The 16,133-nt window shown below is 69.5% G+C and carries 12 protein-coding genes; 4 read left to right on the forward strand and 8 right to left on the reverse strand.

Annotated features, from left to right (window positions below; all coding sequences use genetic code 11):
• Positions 1 to 152: 152 nt before the first annotated feature.
• The 4 genes from PV396_RS05935 to PV396_RS05950 all read left to right on the forward strand — a co-directional run bounded on the left by PV396_RS05935 (position 153) and on the right by PV396_RS05950 (position 4,068).
• On the forward strand, positions 153 to 1,070 hold the full coding sequence (locus PV396_RS05935; protein WP_319201125.1) for an SDR family oxidoreductase: 918 nt from the start codon (positions 153 to 155) through the stop codon (positions 1,068 to 1,070).
• 2 nt (positions 1,071 to 1,072) lie between these two features.
• Positions 1,073 to 1,957: an amidohydrolase family protein gene (locus tag PV396_RS05940; RefSeq protein ID WP_319201127.1), complete on the forward strand. Its 885-nt coding sequence runs from the start codon at positions 1,073 to 1,075 to the stop codon at positions 1,955 to 1,957.
• Between the two features lie 41 nt (positions 1,958 to 1,998).
• Positions 1,999 to 3,504 carry an o-succinylbenzoate--CoA ligase gene (gene menE, locus PV396_RS05945; RefSeq protein WP_319201128.1) on the forward strand — a complete coding sequence of 502 codons (1,506 nt, stop codon included), beginning with the start codon at positions 1,999 to 2,001 and terminating at the stop codon, positions 3,502 to 3,504.
• A gap of 108 nt (positions 3,505 to 3,612) precedes the next feature.
• Positions 3,613 to 4,068, forward strand: a complete 456-nt coding sequence (locus tag PV396_RS05950; RefSeq protein ID WP_053744816.1) for a MaoC family dehydratase — start codon at positions 3,613 to 3,615, stop codon at positions 4,066 to 4,068.
• Here PV396_RS05950 and PV396_RS05955 read toward each other — a convergent pair.
• The 8 genes from PV396_RS05955 to PV396_RS05990 all read right to left on the reverse strand — a co-directional run bounded on the left by PV396_RS05955 (position 4,059) and on the right by PV396_RS05990 (position 16,015).
• Complete coding sequence (locus tag PV396_RS05955) at positions 4,059 to 4,931, reverse strand: PaaX family transcriptional regulator C-terminal domain-containing protein (protein ID WP_319201131.1); 873 nt, start codon at positions 4,929 to 4,931, stop codon at positions 4,059 to 4,061. The genes PV396_RS05950 and PV396_RS05955 overlap by 10 nt on opposite strands.
• Positions 4,932 to 5,189: 258 nt before the next feature.
• Complete coding sequence (locus PV396_RS05960) at positions 5,190 to 6,866, reverse strand: PHP domain-containing protein (RefSeq protein ID WP_319201133.1); 1,677 nt, start codon at positions 6,864 to 6,866, stop codon at positions 5,190 to 5,192.
• Positions 6,867 to 6,974: 108 nt separating this feature from the next.
• Positions 6,975 to 8,834, reverse strand: coding sequence for a LamG-like jellyroll fold domain-containing protein (locus PV396_RS05965; protein ID WP_319201135.1), 1,860 nt, complete (start codon positions 8,832 to 8,834; stop codon positions 6,975 to 6,977).
• Positions 8,835 to 8,904: 70 nt separating this feature from the next.
• A complete protein-coding gene (locus tag PV396_RS05970; RefSeq protein ID WP_319201137.1) occupies positions 8,905 to 11,829 on the reverse strand; it encodes a glycoside hydrolase family 2 TIM barrel-domain containing protein in 2,925 nt (974 codons plus the stop codon).
• A complete protein-coding gene (locus PV396_RS05975) occupies positions 11,826 to 12,665 on the reverse strand; it encodes a carbohydrate ABC transporter permease (protein ID WP_319201139.1) in 840 nt (279 codons plus the stop codon). Before PV396_RS05975 ends, PV396_RS05970 begins: the two co-directional genes overlap by 4 nt.
• Positions 12,666 to 12,678: 13 nt before the next feature.
• Entirely contained in the window at positions 12,679 to 13,632 is a 954-nt protein-coding gene (locus PV396_RS05980; protein ID WP_319201141.1) for a sugar ABC transporter permease, read from the reverse strand.
• Positions 13,632 to 14,918: an ABC transporter substrate-binding protein gene (locus PV396_RS05985; RefSeq protein WP_319201143.1), complete on the reverse strand. Its 1,287-nt coding sequence runs from the start codon at positions 14,916 to 14,918 to the stop codon at positions 13,632 to 13,634. Before PV396_RS05985 ends, PV396_RS05980 begins: the two co-directional genes overlap by 1 nt.
• 92 nt (positions 14,919 to 15,010) lie before the next feature.
• Positions 15,011 to 16,015 carry a carbohydrate kinase family protein gene (locus PV396_RS05990; RefSeq protein ID WP_319201145.1) on the reverse strand — a complete coding sequence of 335 codons (1,005 nt, stop codon included), beginning with the start codon at positions 16,013 to 16,015 and terminating at the stop codon, positions 15,011 to 15,013.
• Between the last annotated feature and the right edge of the window lie 118 nt (positions 16,016 to 16,133).

The raw sequence follows: 16,133 nt of genomic DNA on the forward strand, positions 1-16,133 counted from the left end.
GCGGGCTCCCTCGTCGAGGCCCCGGGGTGGGGCCGTTCCATGTGCTGATTCCAGCATGACCCACGTGTCTGACGGCAACAACTATTGACGTCAACAATTATTGCTCTTAGCTTCGATCCAGCAGCGGATTCGTCTTGTGAAGGGACCCCCTCGTGTCCAGCATCGATCTGACCGGCAAGGTCGCCGTCGTCACCGGCAGTGGCCGTGGCCTCGGCCTCGCCTACGCGCACGCTCTCGCCGCCGCCGGCGCCTCCGTGGTCGTCAACGACGTCGACGAGAACGTGGCCGAGCAGGCCGTGAAGTCGATCACCGCGGCCGGCGGCACCGCCGTCGCCGAAGTGGTCCCGGTCGGTACGACCGAGGCCGCCGAGCGGCTCGTGAACCGCGCGGTGGAGGAGTTCGGGCGGCTCGACATCCTGGTCACCAACGCGGGCATCCTGCGCGACAAGGTGCTGTGGAAGATGAGCGACGACGACTTCGACGCGGTGATCACCACCCACCTCAAGGGCACCTTCACCTGCGCCCGCGCCGCCGCCGTACGCATGCGCGAGCAGGGTGAGGGCGGGACGCTGATCCTCGTCGGCTCGCCGGCCGGCCAGCGCGGCAACTTCGGCCAGACGAACTACTCCGCCGCCAAGGCCGGCATCGCCGCCTTCGCCCGCACCTGGTCGATGGAGCTGGGCCGCGCGAACATCACCGTCAACGCGATCGTGCCGGTGGCCGCCACCGCCATGACCGAGACGATCCCGGCCTTCGCCCCCTACGTCGAGGCGCTGAAGAACGGCGAGCCGTTCCCGGCGTTCCTGCGCAAGGGCGAGGGCTTCGGCACCCCCGAGGACTGCGCCGCCCTCGTCCCCTTCCTCGCCTCCGAGGCCGCCCGGGGCATCACCGGCCAGGCCATCGGCATCGGCGGCGACAAGGTGGCACTCTGGTCGCACCCGCAGGAGATAAAGGCCGCGTACGCCGACGGCGGCTGGACCCCGGAGACCCTGGCCGACGTATGGCACACCTCGGTCGGCGCCGAGCTCCAGTCGGTGGGCGTCCCCGCCCCCAAGTTCCCGGAGGCGTAACCATGGCGAACCTCAATGTCGAGGAACTCGTCGCGATCGACGTCCACACCCACGCCGAGATCTCCTCCAAGGGCACCTCGTCCCTGGACGACGACCTCCACGACGCCTCGTCGGCCTACTTCAAGGTCGAGGGCAAGCGGAAGCCGACCCTGGAGGAGACCGCCGCGTACTACCGCGAGCGGAAGATGGCCGCCGTCATCTTCACGGTCGACGCCGAGTCCGCGACCGGCACCGAGCCCGTCCCGAACGAGGAGGTCGCCGAAGCCGCCGCGGCCAACCCGGACGTCCTGATCCCCTTCGCCTCCATCGACCCCTTCCGGGGCCGGGCGGGCGTCAAGCAGGCCCGCCGGCTGGTCGAGGAGTACGGGGTCAGGGGCTTCAAGTTCCACCCCAGCATCCAGGGCTTCTTCCCCAACGACCGCTCGGTGGCGTACGAGCTGTACGAGGTGATCGAGGAGACCGGCACGATCGCGCTCTTCCACACCGGCCAGACCGGCATCGGCGCCGGGGTCCCCGGCGGCGGCGGGATCAGGCTCAAGTACTCGAACCCGCTGCACATCGACGACGTGTCCGCGGACTTCCCGCATATGAAGATCATCCTGGCCCATCCCTCCTTCCCCTGGCAGGACGAGGCCCTCGCCGTCGCCACCCACAAGCCGGGTGTGCACATCGACCTGTCCGGCTGGTCGCCGAAGTACTTCCCGCCGCAGCTGGTGCAGTACGCCAACACGCTGCTCAAGGACAAGGTCCTCTTCGGCTCGGACTACCCGGTGCTCACCCCAGACCGCTGGCTCGCCGACTTCGAGAAGCTGCCGATCAAGGACGAGGTCCGGCCGAAGATCCTCAAGGAGAACGCGGCCCGGCTGCTCGGGCTCACGAAGCCCTGACTCCCCGACTCATGTCTCGTAACTCGTAGAGGGGCGCAACGATGCGCAACGAGGGACTGGGGTCTTGGCCCGCCCGCCGGGCCCGCAAGACCCCCCAACGCACCGCCCTGATCCACGGCGACACCACGATCAGCTACGCACAGTTGTACGAGCGCACCACCCGCCTCGCGCACGCCCTGCGCGAGAGGGGTGTGCGCCGTGGCGACCGGATCGCCTATCTGGGCCCGAACCACCCCACCTACCTGGAGACACTGTTCGCGGCGGGCACGCTCGGCGCGGTCTTCGTACCGCTCAACACCCGCCTGGCCGGGCCGGAGATCGCCTACCAGCTCGCCGACTCCGGCACCAAGGCCCTCGTCTACAACCCCTCGCACGCCGGCCTCGTCGCCGGACTGCCGGGCAACACGGACGTACGTGCGTACGTCGAGGTCGGCACCGAGTACGAGGAGGCGCTCGCCGGCGCCTCGGCCGAGGCGATCGACGCGCCGGTCACCGCCGACGACACCTGCATCATCATGTACACCTCGGGCACCACGGGCCGCCCCAAGGGCGCCATGCTCACACACGGCAACCTCACCTGGAACGCGCTCAACGTGCTCGTCGATCAGGACGTCATCACCGACGAACGCGCCCTGGTCTCCGCCCCGTTGTTCCACACGGCCGGGCTGAACATGCTCACCCTGCCGGTGCTGCTCAAGGGCGGTACCTGTGTCCTGGTCGAGGCCTTCACCCCGGACGACACCTTCGACCTCATCGAACGACACAGGATCACCTTCATGTTCGGGGTGCCCACCATGTTCGACCAGGTGGCGAGACATCCGCGGTGGGCCGACGCCGACCTGTCCTCGCTGCGCATGCTCTCCTGCGGCGGCTCACCCGTGCCGACCCCGCTCATCGCCAGGTTCCAGGAGCGCGGACTCACCTTCCTCCAGGGCTACGGCATGACCGAGGCCTCGCCCGGCACCCTCTTCCTGGACGCCGAACACGCGATCAGCAAGGCCGGTTCGGCGGGTGTGCCGCACTTCTTCAGCGATGTGCGGGTGGTACGGCCGGACCTGACACCCGTCGAGGTCGACGAACCCGGCGAGATCGTGGTCCGCGGGCCGCATGTCATGCCGGGCTACTGGGGCCTGCCGGAGGAGACGGCCGCCTCGTTCACGGACGGCTGGTTCCGCAGCGGGGACGCCGCCCGGGTCGACGAGGACGGCTATGTCTTCGTCGTCGACCGCATCAAGGACATGATCATCTCGGGTGGGGAGAACATCTACCCCGCCGAGATCGAGGACCTGCTCCTGGCCCACCCCGACATCGTCGAGTGCGCGGTCATCGGCGTCGCCGACGAGAAGTGGGGCGAGGTGCCGCGCGCGGTCGTCGTACCCCGCGAGGGCGCGGCACTGGACGCGGACGAGGTACTGGCCTCACTGTCCGGGCGGCTCGCCAAGTACAAGATCCCGAAGTCGGTCGTCGTCGCGGACGAACTCCCCCGAACAGCCTCCGGCAAGCTCCTGAAGGCCCGGGTCCGCAAGGCCTTCGGCGCGGGGGCATGAACTCCGACGCGGTGTCGCGCCCCGAAAGGGGCGCGGGGAACTGCGCGACAAGCCCCCACCGGCCCGCAGACAAACACGTCAGCTCAACTCCCCTTTAAGGAAAACGACATGAGCATCACCGTCAACGGCATCGACGAACTCAAGAAGCTCGCCGGCAGCGACCTCGGCACCAGTGAGTGGATCGAGGTCACCCAGGAACGCATCAACACCTTCGCCGACGCGACCGGCGACCACCAGTGGATCCACGTCGACCCGGAGAAGGCCGCCGAGGGCCCCTTCGGCGCCCCGATCGCCCACGGCTACCTCACGCTCTCCCTCTTCATCCCGCTCTTCACCGAGTTGCTGGACGTCCAGGGCGTCACCACGAAGGTCAACTACGGCCTGAACAAGGTGCGTTTCCCCTCGCCCGTGAAGGTCGGCTCGAAGATCCGTCTGGTCGGCAGGCTGGCCGACGTCGAGGACGTGCCGGGCGGTGTGCAGATCACCGTGGACGGCACGATCGAGATCGAGGGCGCCCCGAAGCCCGCGGCGGTGCTGCAGAGCCTGTCGCGCTTCTACGCCTGATCCCCGTCCCTGGCCCCGTCGCTCTCCCTCTCCCCGTCCTCGCCCTTGCGGACGGGCACGAGGTCGAGAAGGCGTTCCGAGGCCTCCTGGGCGAGCGGCGTGAGCCGTTCGTACACCGTCCGGAACGTCTTCTCGGCCTGCTCGGCGGGCCAGTCGTCGGGGAGGTGCTTGACCGGGAGACGCGGATCCCCGCGGATGATCCCCAGCCACTCGGCCTGGACCAGCAAGCGCAGGGACAGGGCCATGTCCGCCGCCGGCAGCTCGGTCTCCCACGGCTGCCACCGCTGCACGAACGCCTCGTAGCGCGCGGCCAGTTCGCTCAGTTCCCAGGTTTCCTCGATCATCGCGCCGATGTCCATGCCCGCGTCCGCGTGCGCCCGGAACACCTTCACATGGGCGGACAGGCCGAGTTCGGTCACCAGCGCGGACACGTCGACCTCGCCCGGCGCGATCCACAGGCCGTTGAACAGCGGCCCGAAGCCGCTCCACGTCAACTGCGAGCGCAGGTCGTGCCGTTGGCGCTGCCAGGACTCGGGGAGCGAGAAGCCGAGCAGGGTCCAGCTGCCGTCCCAGTGCCGGTTGACCGCGCCGGTGTGCCAGACGCGCCGCTCACCGTCCGCGAGGACGGCCGCCGACCGCTCGGTCAGCCCGAAGTACATCCGCCGGCCCTCGCGTTGGCGGCGCAGCAGACCTCGGGACACCATCCGGGTCAGCGTCGAACGGGTCGCGTGCTCGCCGACGCCGGCTCGCGCGAACACGTCGATGACACTGCCCGAGTACACGCAGACGTCACGCCCGAGCACCTGGTCGCCCAGGAACGTCAGCATCAGGGACTGCGGCCGCAGCGACTCCTCGGTGGTCACGCGGCCACGGTACGCCCCGGGGGATCGGTTCGTCAGCCCGTGACCTGCCGGTACGAGCCCGCCTCAGATGTCCCGGGCAGCGACGAGGCTCCCCCGCCGACCCGCAGATCCAACGGGATGGAGGCGAGCCCCCGTTGCAGGGGAGCTCGTCTCCTTCCACCCCGCGCCGACGGCGGACGCCGTTCCGTCCGCCGCCGAGCACGAGCGCCCCGACAGGCCTGATAACGCGCGCGGGGACAAGAATTGACGCGTCGTCAGTCAGTGGCCCACGACGTCGACGAACACCGGGTTGGAATAGAACCAGGTGTCGGCCCACGGGTCGCCGTCGCCGGGCGCGTGCGGGATCGGGCCGTGCGGGTCGACGGCGGCACCCAGGTATCCGGCGCCGTGCCGGTTGCCGTCGCTGCCGCGCAGGCGGACGTAGAAGGACTCGTCGCCCGCCGTCAGCGGCACCCGCAGGGTGTACGTCCCCGTGCGCCCCGTCACGTCCTTCGACTTCACGACCTTCGTGTCCGGCGCCTGCCAGGTGTCCCGGTCGGCGACCGGACCGCGCACCGCGCCCCGGATCACGTCGACGTGCGCCAACTCGGGCAGGATCCCCTGCGGGTTGAGACGCGATGCGGTCGTCACGGTGATGTTCAGCGTGAGCTTCTCGCCCCTGCGTACCCGGAGCCGGCCGCCCAGCGTGACACCCCGGCCGAAGTCGCAGTCACGCGTCAGCCGTACGTCGAGCCCGTCCAGCAGGTGGCCGTGGTCCAGCCAGACGCGGCCCGCGCGCATGCCCGCCATCACCGCGCGGTAGCCGTAGCCGGTGACGCCCACGTGCGTGCGGCTGAACTGGCCGGGCCAGAAGTCGCTGCCGGGCTGCGGGGTGTCCGTGTTCACCGGGTCGGGCAGCTTGCCGGTGTTGTCGAAGTTCTGCCCGGCCGGCCAGTCGCCGTTCTTCCAGGTGTCGAAGACGATCCGGTGCGCGTCGGAGTTCGTGGTGATCGAGAACAGGCTGCCTTCGGCCAGCATCGAGTCCCACAGACCGCCGACCGTCGCGGTCGCCCAGTCGAAGCCGCCGTACGTGAGATACCCGTCCGCCGGATAGCCCTGCCAGGACTGCGCCGTCGGCTTGTTCTCGTACTCGCCGCGGATCGAGGTGGCCCCGCGCCAGCCGGGGATGGCCGCGCCCTGGGCGCCGGGCGCGCCCTCCATGCCGATCATGATCTCGGGGGCCGCGTCCCGCCAGCCCCGCATCTCGTGCGGGGAGTCGATGCCCAGCCGCATCGGGTGGTTGGCGAGGACCAGCACGTCGTCGACGTATCCGGTGCGGCGCTGCTCGGCCAGCCACTTGATCGCCTTGACGGCGTGCGCCTCGTTGCGGGCGGTGTCCGCGGCCCCCGCCGAACCCTCGGTGTAGCCGAGGAGCTTGCCGTCGTAGGCGCTCTCGAACCGCGTGAGCAGGTCCACCTCGTGGCGGCCGGGCGGCGAGAAGACCGTGCAGTGCTCGGCACCCGGGATGTACCACTCCAGGCCCTGGAAGATCAGCTGACGCGGGTTCTCCGCCCGCGCCTTGAGGATCTCGGCGTGCTCCAGCGGGGCGCCGAACTGGGCGTGCCCGAAGTTGGAGTGCTCGGTGAACACCATCCAGTCGAGGCCGAACTTCTCGCCTGCGGCGGCCAGTTGGGAGAACGTGTACTTCGCGTCGTGGCTGTACACGGTGTGGATGTGATGGTCGCCGACGAGGTAGGCGAGGCGCGGGTCACTGCCGCCGAGCCGCCGCGGCCCGGAGGAGGAGGCGGCGGCGGGCGTCGCCAGTGAACCGGCGGCGAAGGCGGCGCCGAACAGGCCTGCCCGGTGCAGGAGTTGACGGCGGGAGACGCCCTGGGCGTCGAGGCCGGCGGGGGAGACGTCGGGGTCGGCCCAGGCAGGCAGCTGTTGCTCTGACATGGTCTGTGAGTCCCTTGGGGTCGGGTGGGAGCTGGAGAACTGTGGAGTCCAGAAGGCTTGGCGGAGCCCGACGGGGTGTGTCAGTGGTGGTGTTGTCAGTGGTGTGTGTCAGTGGTTCATGAACGAGCTGACGGGCAGCGCCCGTTCGACGATCCGTACGTCGCCGAGGCGGCCGTGCAGGATCTGGTCGATCTTCCCGGCGTACTCGTAGCCGCCGAGCAGCCAGGGCAGGCCGACCGAGGTGATGCCGGTCGAGGTGGCCGTCGGGTTGCGGACGACCGGGCAGCCCTGGACGTACAGCGTGGTGTGCCTGCCGTCGTTGACGACGGCGAGGTGCCACCAGGTCTCCAGCGGTGTCTCCTGGCCCCAGTTGGTGGCGATGCCCTGCTGGTTGAGGGGCCGCATGGCCCACTGGGGCTCGCGGTCGTTGGAGAGGGAGAGGGTGGCCAGCGGCTCGTCCGGGTCATCGGCTGTCTTGCCGGCGGCGCCACCGGTCCCGGTACGGCTGACCACTCCGGCCCAGGCGTGGTGGTCGGGGTCCCAGTCGGCGGGCAGCCGGTAGAACGCCTCGATGGTGTAACCAGCCCTGAAAGTCGCAGAGTTGAGAGGCGCTCCGTCGACCGTGCGCAGATAGGCGCCCTTCAGCGGCGACTTGAAGCCGTTGAAGTCGAGGCTGCCGTGGCCGGGCTGGTGCGGGTGGTGGTCGCTCGACCAGTTCAGCGTGCCGCCGCCGACGGACACCAGGGTGAGGTCGTTGCCGTGGCCGGACCGGTCGCGGACCGTGCCGGTGAGGGCGGCCCCGTCCTGCTGCCCGTCGAAGCGCCAGTAGGCCACCGTGCCCGGGACCACCATCTTCGACGCCGGGCGGGCGGGACGCGCGGGCACCGGGGCGAAGCCGGCGAAGCGCTCCGCGAAGTCGATGTCGACGGAGAACCGGTCGGCGTCACCGCTGAGTTCGATCTCCTGCCGCTCCAGCTCGTTGAGCCCCTTCGCGGCCCGGCCGAGGATCCACGGGGAGACCGTCTCCACGTCGATGGTGTTCCGGTCGAGGTCGAAACGGTAGAGGCGGATCATCGCCGCGCCACCGAAGTACCGGTTCTGATAGTTCGTCAGATGCAGCTCGACGTCATGTCCCGCCGCGTTCCTGCGCGTCGCGCGCCCGGCGGGCCAGTAGTGCCCGTTGAGGGTGAGGAAGATCTGGTCGTGGTCGGCTATCAGCCGGTCCCACAGCTGTTGCCCGTAGTCCGACAGGGAGTCGTCCTCGACGACCAGTTCGTGCGTGGTGAGGATCACCGGCAGGGTCGGGTGCTTCGCCAGGACGTCCTTCGCCCACGCGTACCCCTTGTCGGACAGCCGCCAGTCCAGCGCGAGGACCAGCCACTCCCGGCCGCCGGCCTGGAACACGTGGAAGGTGTTGTAGCCGTCCGCGGAGGCGCCGCCGAAGGTCTTCTTTCCCTTGAACCGCTCCGGCCCGAACACGTCGAGGTACGGGGAGGCACCGCGCTGGTCGGTGGTGGAGGACTTCACGTCGTGGTTGCCCGCGAGGACGCTGTAGCCGACGCCCCGCCGGTCGAGGAGCCGGAACGCCTCACCGATCGCGGCGATCTCCGGCGCGGCGCCGTTCTGGGTGAGGTCGCCCAGGTGGGACAGGAACACGATGTTCTCGTCCCGCCCGTGCTCCAGCAGATAGCGCAGTGACGCCTCGACAGGCGCCCTGTCGATGCTCGGCCCGTCGAAGAGGTACTGGGTGTCCGGCATCACCGCGAGCGTGAACCGGCGGCTCTCGGTGTCGGGCCGCCACGACGAACGGGCCTTGTCCGTCAGGGCCTCGGCGGCCGTCGGCAGGGCGACGGACGTGGTGGCCGCGGCCCCGATCAGCGCGGTCGCCCGCAGGAAGGTACGCCGTCCGGCGCCTGCCTGGGGTGCTTCCAGGGCAGGCTCGTGCCCGGACTCGTGCGAGGTGCACACAACTGACTCCGTAGAGGTTCTGTGAGGTGAGAGGAGGTGTGTGGGGGAGGGGGGCCGACGTACAAAGGCCCTACAGCGTGCGGAGAGTCCAGGCCCAGTGGTGGGTGCCCGGCTGCAGGAGATAGGAGGGGAAGGTGTCGGGGCCGCACGACGCCGTGCCGAGCCCCCGGTGTGCCGCGTCGATGTGCACCACACAGCCGGGCCGTGGCGTCAGCTGGTCGTGATGCGTGGCGGCGGTCAGGTCCTCGGCGCGGAACCGGGTCACGGAGACCTGGCGCGGCCGGTCCAGCACGACCGCGAGACCGGTGGCGTCCGGCGCCGACAGCCTGAACTGTCGTACACCGTGCCGTCCGCCGCTCTCCTGCGGGCGCAGATAGGGGGTGAACAGGGAGTCCACCGGGGCCGAGTGATGCCCGACGGGCGCCCCGGCGGCGCGGTCCGGATAGGACTCCCAGGGGCCCTGCCCGAACCACTCCAGCAGGTCGAGCCCCGACACCGTCTCGAACACGGAACCGACGCGCGCCACATCGGCGTACGCGTCCGGCAGTTCGACGCTCTCCTCGACGCGGATGCCGCCCCGGACCGGGGTGAAGACCTGCTCGTGGCGGATGACGCCCGCGTTCCCGGCGTACTCGGCGAGCACGGTCACGCTCCCGCCGTCGCGCCGCATGTCCACCGGCTTTCGTACGAGGGCGTCGAGGCCCCAGGACCGCCAGCGGGCCGCCATGCCGCCCAGCTCGTCGTTGTCGGTCGGGGCCCGCCACAGGGACAGCGTGGGCGCGGACGTCAGCAGCGGGTGGACCAGCAGCCCGTCCGCGTCGACCTTGACGCGCGGTCCCGCGACCGCCGCCTCCGAGGTGTCCGGCGCGGCCCGCAGCAGCAGTTGGGGCACGCACACCTCGGTGCCGCGCGGGGCCCACGGCTCGTCGCCGGCCGTCGTCACCCGCAGGGTCAGCCAGGCCTCGCCGCCGTCCTCCGGCAGCTCGATGGGCAGCGGCACGGCCGCTGTCTCACCCGGGCGCAGATCCGGGAGTTCGGCGGGCACCGTGAGGGTACGGCCGTCCGCGAGCGTCAGTTCCCAGGTGGCCGCGAGCCAGTCCAGGCCCCGGAAGGACTGGTGGTTGGAGAGCACGAGCCCCTCGTGCCGCAAGGCGTCGAGGCGCACCGGAGCCGCGATCTCCCGGTGCTCGTACATGACCGGCTTGGGCGTGCGGTCCGGGAAGACGACACCGTCGGCGATGAAGGCGCCGTCGTGGATCGTCTCGCCGAAGTCGCCGCCGTACGCCCAGCGCATGCCGGGGGCGGCGACACCGTTGTCATAGAGCCCGGCGCCCTCGCGCCCGACCGGTCTGCCGCTGTTCACGGACTGAAGGATTCCGTGGTCCCAGAACTCCCAGATGAACCCGCCCTGAAGTCCCGGCGTTGACTCGATGGCGGCCCAGTGGTCCGCGAGGGTGCCGTTGCTGTTGCCCATGGCGTGCGAGTACTCGCACTGGATGAGCGGCTTGGTCTGCTCGCCCGACAGGGCGTGCGCGACACAGTCCTCAAGCGCCGCGTACATCGGACACGCGATGTCGGAGGCGACCGCCGGATCGGCCCAGCCCAGCTTGGCCGCGCCCTCGTACTGGAGCGGCCGGGTCGGATCGTGCCGGCGCAGCCAGCCCGCCGCCGCGTCGTGGTTCGCCCCGTAGTCGGACTCGTTGCCCAGCGACCAGATGATGACCGACGGGTGGTTCTTGTCCCGCAGGACCATCCGCGAGACCCGGTCCACGAAGGCGTTCAGATAGCGCGGGTCGTCCGCGATCTCGTGCGCGTGGTCGTGCGACTCGATGTCCGCCTCGTCGACCACGTAGAAACCGAGCTCGTCCGCGAGGTCGTACAGCGTCGGGTCGTTCGGATAGTGCGCGGTGCGGATCGCGTTGAACCCGAACCGCTTCAGCAGCTCGAGATCGGCGCGCATGTCGTCGTACGACACGGTCCGCCCGGTCAGCGGATGGAAGTCGTGCCGGTTGACGCCCCGGACGTAGATCCGCTCCCCGTTGACCAGCAGGTCCCGGCCGACGATCTCGACGTCCCGGAAACCGACCCGGTGCCGCGAGGTGTCGGCGACCGTTCCGTCGGCGCGGTGCAGCCGGACGGTCAGGTCGTACAGCTCGGGCGTCTCCGCGGTCCAGGCGCGTACGTCGGACAGGTGAGCGCCGAGCCGCGGTTCGCCGAGGAAGTCGGAGACGCGGTCGTCCTCGGCGTTGGCGCGGTCGAACTCGGCGTCCTGGACGAGGAGTTGGCCGTCGATCTCACCGGTGACGTACCAGCCCCCGGGCAGCGCCCCGCACGCGTCCCGCACCCGGCAGTCGACCCGCAGCTCACCGGAGGCCGGCGCCCGTACGGTGACGTCCGAGAGGTACAGCGAGTCCGTCGCGTACAGGAGCACCGACCGTGTGATGCCGCCGTGCCACCACTGGTCCTGGTCCTCGATGTGGGTGGCGTCGGACCACTTGACGACGGTCAGCCGCACGGTGGCCGAGGCGCCCGGCCACACGAGGTCGGAGAGGTCGAACTCGGCCGCCAGATGGGAGTCCTTGGAGATACCGACCGGCCGCCCGTCGACGTGCACGAGCAGCACGCTCTCGGCGGCGCCGACCTGGAGCACGATCCGCCGGCCCGCCCACTCGGCCGGAACGTCGAACTCGCGCTCGTACACGCCCGTCGGATTGGCGGCCGGCGAGGCGGGCGGGACGTCGGGCCACGGCATCCGCACGTTGGTGTACCAGGGCAGGTCGTCGGTGTCCTGGAGGGTCCAGGCGCCGGGAACCCGGGCCGAGGACCAGTCGTCGCCCACCTCGGCCGTGGGCCCCGGCAGCAGCTGGAAGCGCCAGTCGCCGTCCAGGGAGATCGCCCCGGCACACCGGTCGACGGCGTTCATGGGCAGCCGCCCCCAGGAGGTCAGCTCGGGGGACTCCCAGGGGCGCAGCGCCAGCAGCGGATCGTTTGTCATCCGCGGACAGCCCCCTTCGCGAGGTCGCCGATGATCTGCTTGGCGCCGATCGCGAACACGATCAGCAGCGGGACGAGGGCGAGCAGCGCGCCGGTCATCACGATGCCGTAGTCGGTCGTGCCGTGGGTGCCGTTGAGCTGTGACAGCGCGACCTGGAGGGTCACGTTGTCGGGGTTGGTGAGGGAGATCAGGGGCCAGGCGAAGTCGTTCCACTGGCCCATGAAGGTGAAGATGCCGAGGAAGGCGAGACCGGGGCGGACCACCGGCAGCGCCACGTGCCAGTACTGGCGCAGGAAGTGCGCGCCGTCGAGCTTGGCGGCGTCGAGCAGCTCGTCGTGGATGGCCGTCTTCATGTACTGGCGCATCCAGAAGATGCCGAAGGCGTTGGCGGCGGCCGGCACGATCAGCGCGGTCATCGAGCCGATCCAGCCGATCTTCGCCATCACGACGAACTGCGGGATGACCGACAGCTGCGCCGGGACCATGAAGATCACCATGAGCAGCCCGAACAGCACGCCCTTGCCGGGGAACTCGAACTTGGCGAAGACGAAGGCGGCCAGCGAGTCGAAGAGCAGGACCAGGAACGTCACACAGGTCGCGACCAGCAGCGAGTTCCACATCGACCCGAAGAAGTCGATGGCGTCGAACAGGTTGCGGACGTTCTCCAGGAAGTGCGTGCCGGGCAGCAGCTTCGGCGGGTACGAGAAGATCTCCGACGAACTGTGCGTCGACATGATCACGGCCCAGTAGAACGGGAAGGCCGAGATCAGCGTGCCGATGATCAGCGGCAGGTGCAGCGCGAGCCCTCTGCGGCGGGACCCCTTGACGGATGCCATGATGCGCGCCTTCCTAGTCGCCCCGGCGCTGCACGAGGCGCCAGTTGATGATCGAGAAGAGAACGACGACGAGGAAGATGCCCCACGCCACCGCGGCCCCGTACCCGAAGTCGTTGTTGTCGAAGGTCTGCTGGAAGAAGTAGAGGACCATCGTCTGGCCGGAGTGGCCGGGCCCGCCCGCGAACGTGGAGTCGTTGGACGAGGTCTGCAGCAGGACCTGTGGTTCGGAGAAGCTCTGCAGACCCGTGACCGTCGAGACGACGAGCACGAACAGCAGCGTGGGCCGCAGCAGCGGCAGCGTGATCCGGAAGAACGTCTGGACCGGCCCGGCGCCGTCCATGCGCGCCGCCTCGTACAGCTCGCCCGGGATGGTCTGGAGCCCGGCGAGGAAGATGATCGCGTTGTAACCGGTCCACTGCCAGGTCATCAGCGCCGCGATGGTGACCTTGATGCCCCACGGCGTGTTCAGCCAGGCCACCTGGTCGATGCCCACGCCGTGCAGAACGGCGTTCACCACACCGTTGTTGGTGGAGAAGATCGAGCCGAAGACGATCGCGATGGCGACGACCGAGGTGACGTTCGGCAGGAAGTACGCGACGCGGTACAGGCTCTTGAAACGGACCGCGGAGTTGAGCATCACGGCCGTGACCATCGCCAGCAGGATCATCGGGAAGGTGGCCAGCGCCCAGATGATGACCGTGTTGCCGATCGAGTTCCAGAAGTCGCTGTCGCTCAGCAGGTACTGGTACTGGGAGAGCCCGGCCCACTCCATCGAGCCCAGACCGTCCCAGCGGTGGAACGACAGATAGAGCGAGAAGCCGACCGGGAACAGGCCGAAGCCGAGGAAGATCAGATAGAAGGGGGAGATCGCGGCATAGAGGTGCCAGTACTTGCGCCAGCCCTTCTTCGGGCCGGCCGGTGCGGGCCGCTGCGCGACAGCGGGCGGGGTGCGCTCGATGACCGCCATCAGTAGCTCACCCCCAGGTGCTTCGCGATCCGACGGCACTTGCTCATGGCGTCACTCCAGGCCTTCTTCGGGTCCTTGCCGAGGACACCTACGTTCTTGATCTCGTCCTTGATGGGCGTCCCGAGCGCGATGTCGTACGGGCTGTTGTAGGCGACCACGATCTTCTGCGCCGCGGGTCCGAAGACGTCGGTGGTGACCTGGCCGCCGAAGAAGGGATCGGCCTCCCGCAGCTGCCCCAGCTCGTAGGAGGCCGGCGTGGAGGGGAAGAGGCCTGCGTCGACGTAGCCCTGGGCCTGGTTGGCCGCGTCGAGGATCCAGGTGATGACCTGGAACGCCTGCTCGGGCTCCCGGCACGCCTTGGTGATCGACAGGAACGATCCGCCGTTGTTCGCGGGCCGCACCGGCATGTCGGCGATCCGCCACCTGCCCTTGGTCTTCGGCACACCGTTCTTGAGGTCGAAGGTCGCCCAGGAGGCGCCCAGCTGACTGGGCAGCTTGCCGTCCTGCACGGCCGACAACTGGTCCGGGGTGCCGTTCACCAGGTCCGAGACGATCTTCCGCTGCTTGGCCTCCACGGCGAGCGCCCAGGCCCGGCGCACATGCTCCTGGTCGCCGATGAAGTGGCGGTCCTTGTCGACGTACCGCTTCGCGCCCTGCTGGACGACGTTCTCGAACACGGAGTTGACGTCCGTGAGCAACTGGGTGCCGGGCAGGCGCTTTTTGAGCTGCTCTCCCGCGTCGAAGAACGCCTCCCAGGTGGAGAGCTGCTTCGACACGTCGTCGGGCTCGTAGGGCAGGCCCGCCTTGCGGAAGACGTCGTACTGGTAGAAGTGCGCGACCGGCCCGCAGTCGATCGGGAAGCCGACCATCGTGCCGTCGTCGGCGATCCCCTGGTCCCACTTCCAGGGCAGGTACTGGCTCTTGTACTTCTCCGCGCCCAGCGTCCGCAGATCGATGAACTGGTCCGCGTTCGGAAGGTACGCGGCCATGTCCTCGCCCTTGAGCCCCGCGATGTCGGGGATGTGGGCCTGGCCGGTGATGGTGGTGATCAGCTTGGAGCGGTACTGGCCGCCGATCTGGATGGCCCGCAGGTCCACCGAGCTGTCGAAGCGGGCCCTGGCGTTCTTGACGACGGTGTCGCTCAGACCGCCGCTCCAGTACCAGAGGACCATCTCGCGCCCGGTGGAGCCGGTCGGAACGGCGCAGCCGCTCGCCAGGCCGCCGAGCGCGGTGGCGGCCGTACCGGCCAGTCCCGCGCGCAGCAGGCCTCTTCGTGAGAGCTGCACAGCTCCCACCGCCTTTCGGATCTGTTCGGTGCGTAAGTACGTAAAGTGCGTATATGTGTACGTCGGTAAGGGGTCGGGAAGTGGGGGAAAGGTCAGGGTGTGACGGGTGCGAACCGCACCGCGGGCCCCGGATCGGCCGGCAGCCGGTCGGCCAGGAAGCCGTAGGCGCGCCGCAGTTCGGGGTCGTCGAGCGTGTGCCACCAGCGGTGGACGTGGTACCAGCCGGGCGCGGCCAGCGCCCCGCCACGCTCCCGTACGGACAGGGAGGCGGCCAGTACGGCGAACCGCAGCCGTTCCTCCAGCGGCCAGCCGCCGAGCGAGGCCGCGACGAAACTCGCGCCGAACACGTCACCGGCACCCGTCGAGTCCACGACGTCCACGGGCAGGGCCGGTACCTCGGCGTACTCGCCCGTCGTCTGGTCCACGGCGACGGCGCCGTCACCGCCGCGGGTGACGACGGCCACCGGGACCAGCTCGCTGAGCGTGCCCAGCGCGGCGACCGCGGTGTCCGTACGCGTGTACGCCATCGCCTCGGTCTCGTTGGGGAGGAAGGCGTGGCACAGGGCGAGCTGGTCGAGGAGGTCGGAGGACCACTGCTGGGTGGGGTCCCAGCCGACGTCCGCGTAGATCTGCGTGCCGTTCGCGGCCGCCTTGGCCAGCCACCGGTGAGGTTCGGCCTCGATGTGCACGAGGGCGGTGCGGGCGTCGGGCGGGTCGCCCAGCAGGGCGTCCTGGGAGTACGGGGGCGGCTGCCCGTGGGTGATCAGGGCGCGGTCGCCGTCGTAGGCGAGCGAGACGGTGACGGGAGTGTGCCAGCTGTCCGCCGTGCGCGAGAGCGAGAGGTCGACGCCCTCCTGGTCGGCGAGGACGGTCCGGCAGTGGGCGCTGTAGGCGTCGTCGCCGAAGACCGTGGCCAGCGAGGTCCGCAGACCGTACCGGGCGGCGGCCACGGCGAGGTTCGCGATCCCGCCGGGGCTGGTGCCCATCCCCGAGGTCCAGATCTCCTCGCCGGGCGTCGGGGGCTTGCCCAGGCCGGTGAGGACGAGGTCGAAGAAGAGCAGCCCGGTCAGCAGCACATCGGGCCGATCGTCGTCCACGCGTGCATCCTCTCGTCAAAACTCGTCAATTTGATGACGGGAATCGTGCGCGCCTTCGGAAGATTTGGCAAGAGTCGAGCAGAAGCAAGCATAGAAATGATTGAAGATGACGAGTACT

Origin of the sequence: Streptomyces sp. ME02-8801-2C (assembly GCF_033793965.1) — a bacterium.
In the GTDB taxonomy this organism is placed as follows: domain Bacteria; phylum Actinomycetota; class Actinomycetes; order Streptomycetales; family Streptomycetaceae; genus Streptomyces.

Excerpts from the sequence above, each read along its gene's own strand:
- PV396_RS05970 (WP_319201137.1), bottom strand. The coding sequence starts at position 11,829 with ATGACAAACGATCCGCTGCTGGCGCTGCGCCCCTGGGAGTCCCCCGAG.
- PV396_RS05940 (WP_319201127.1), top strand. The coding sequence starts at position 1,073 with ATGGCGAACCTCAATGTCGAGGAACTCGTCGCGATCGACGTCCACACC.
- PV396_RS05960 (WP_319201133.1), bottom strand. The coding sequence starts at position 6,866 with ATGTCAGAGCAACAGCTGCCTGCCTGGGCCGACCCCGACGTCTCCCCC.
- PV396_RS05980 (WP_319201141.1), bottom strand. The coding sequence starts at position 13,632 with ATGGCGGTCATCGAGCGCACCCCGCCCGCTGTCGCGCAGCGGCCCGCA.
- menE (WP_319201128.1), top strand. The coding sequence starts at position 1,999 with ATGCGCAACGAGGGACTGGGGTCTTGGCCCGCCCGCCGGGCCCGCAAG.
- PV396_RS05950 (WP_053744816.1), top strand. The coding sequence starts at position 3,613 with ATGAGCATCACCGTCAACGGCATCGACGAACTCAAGAAGCTCGCCGGC.
- PV396_RS05975 (WP_319201139.1), bottom strand. The coding sequence starts at position 12,665 with ATGGCATCCGTCAAGGGGTCCCGCCGCAGAGGGCTCGCGCTGCACCTG.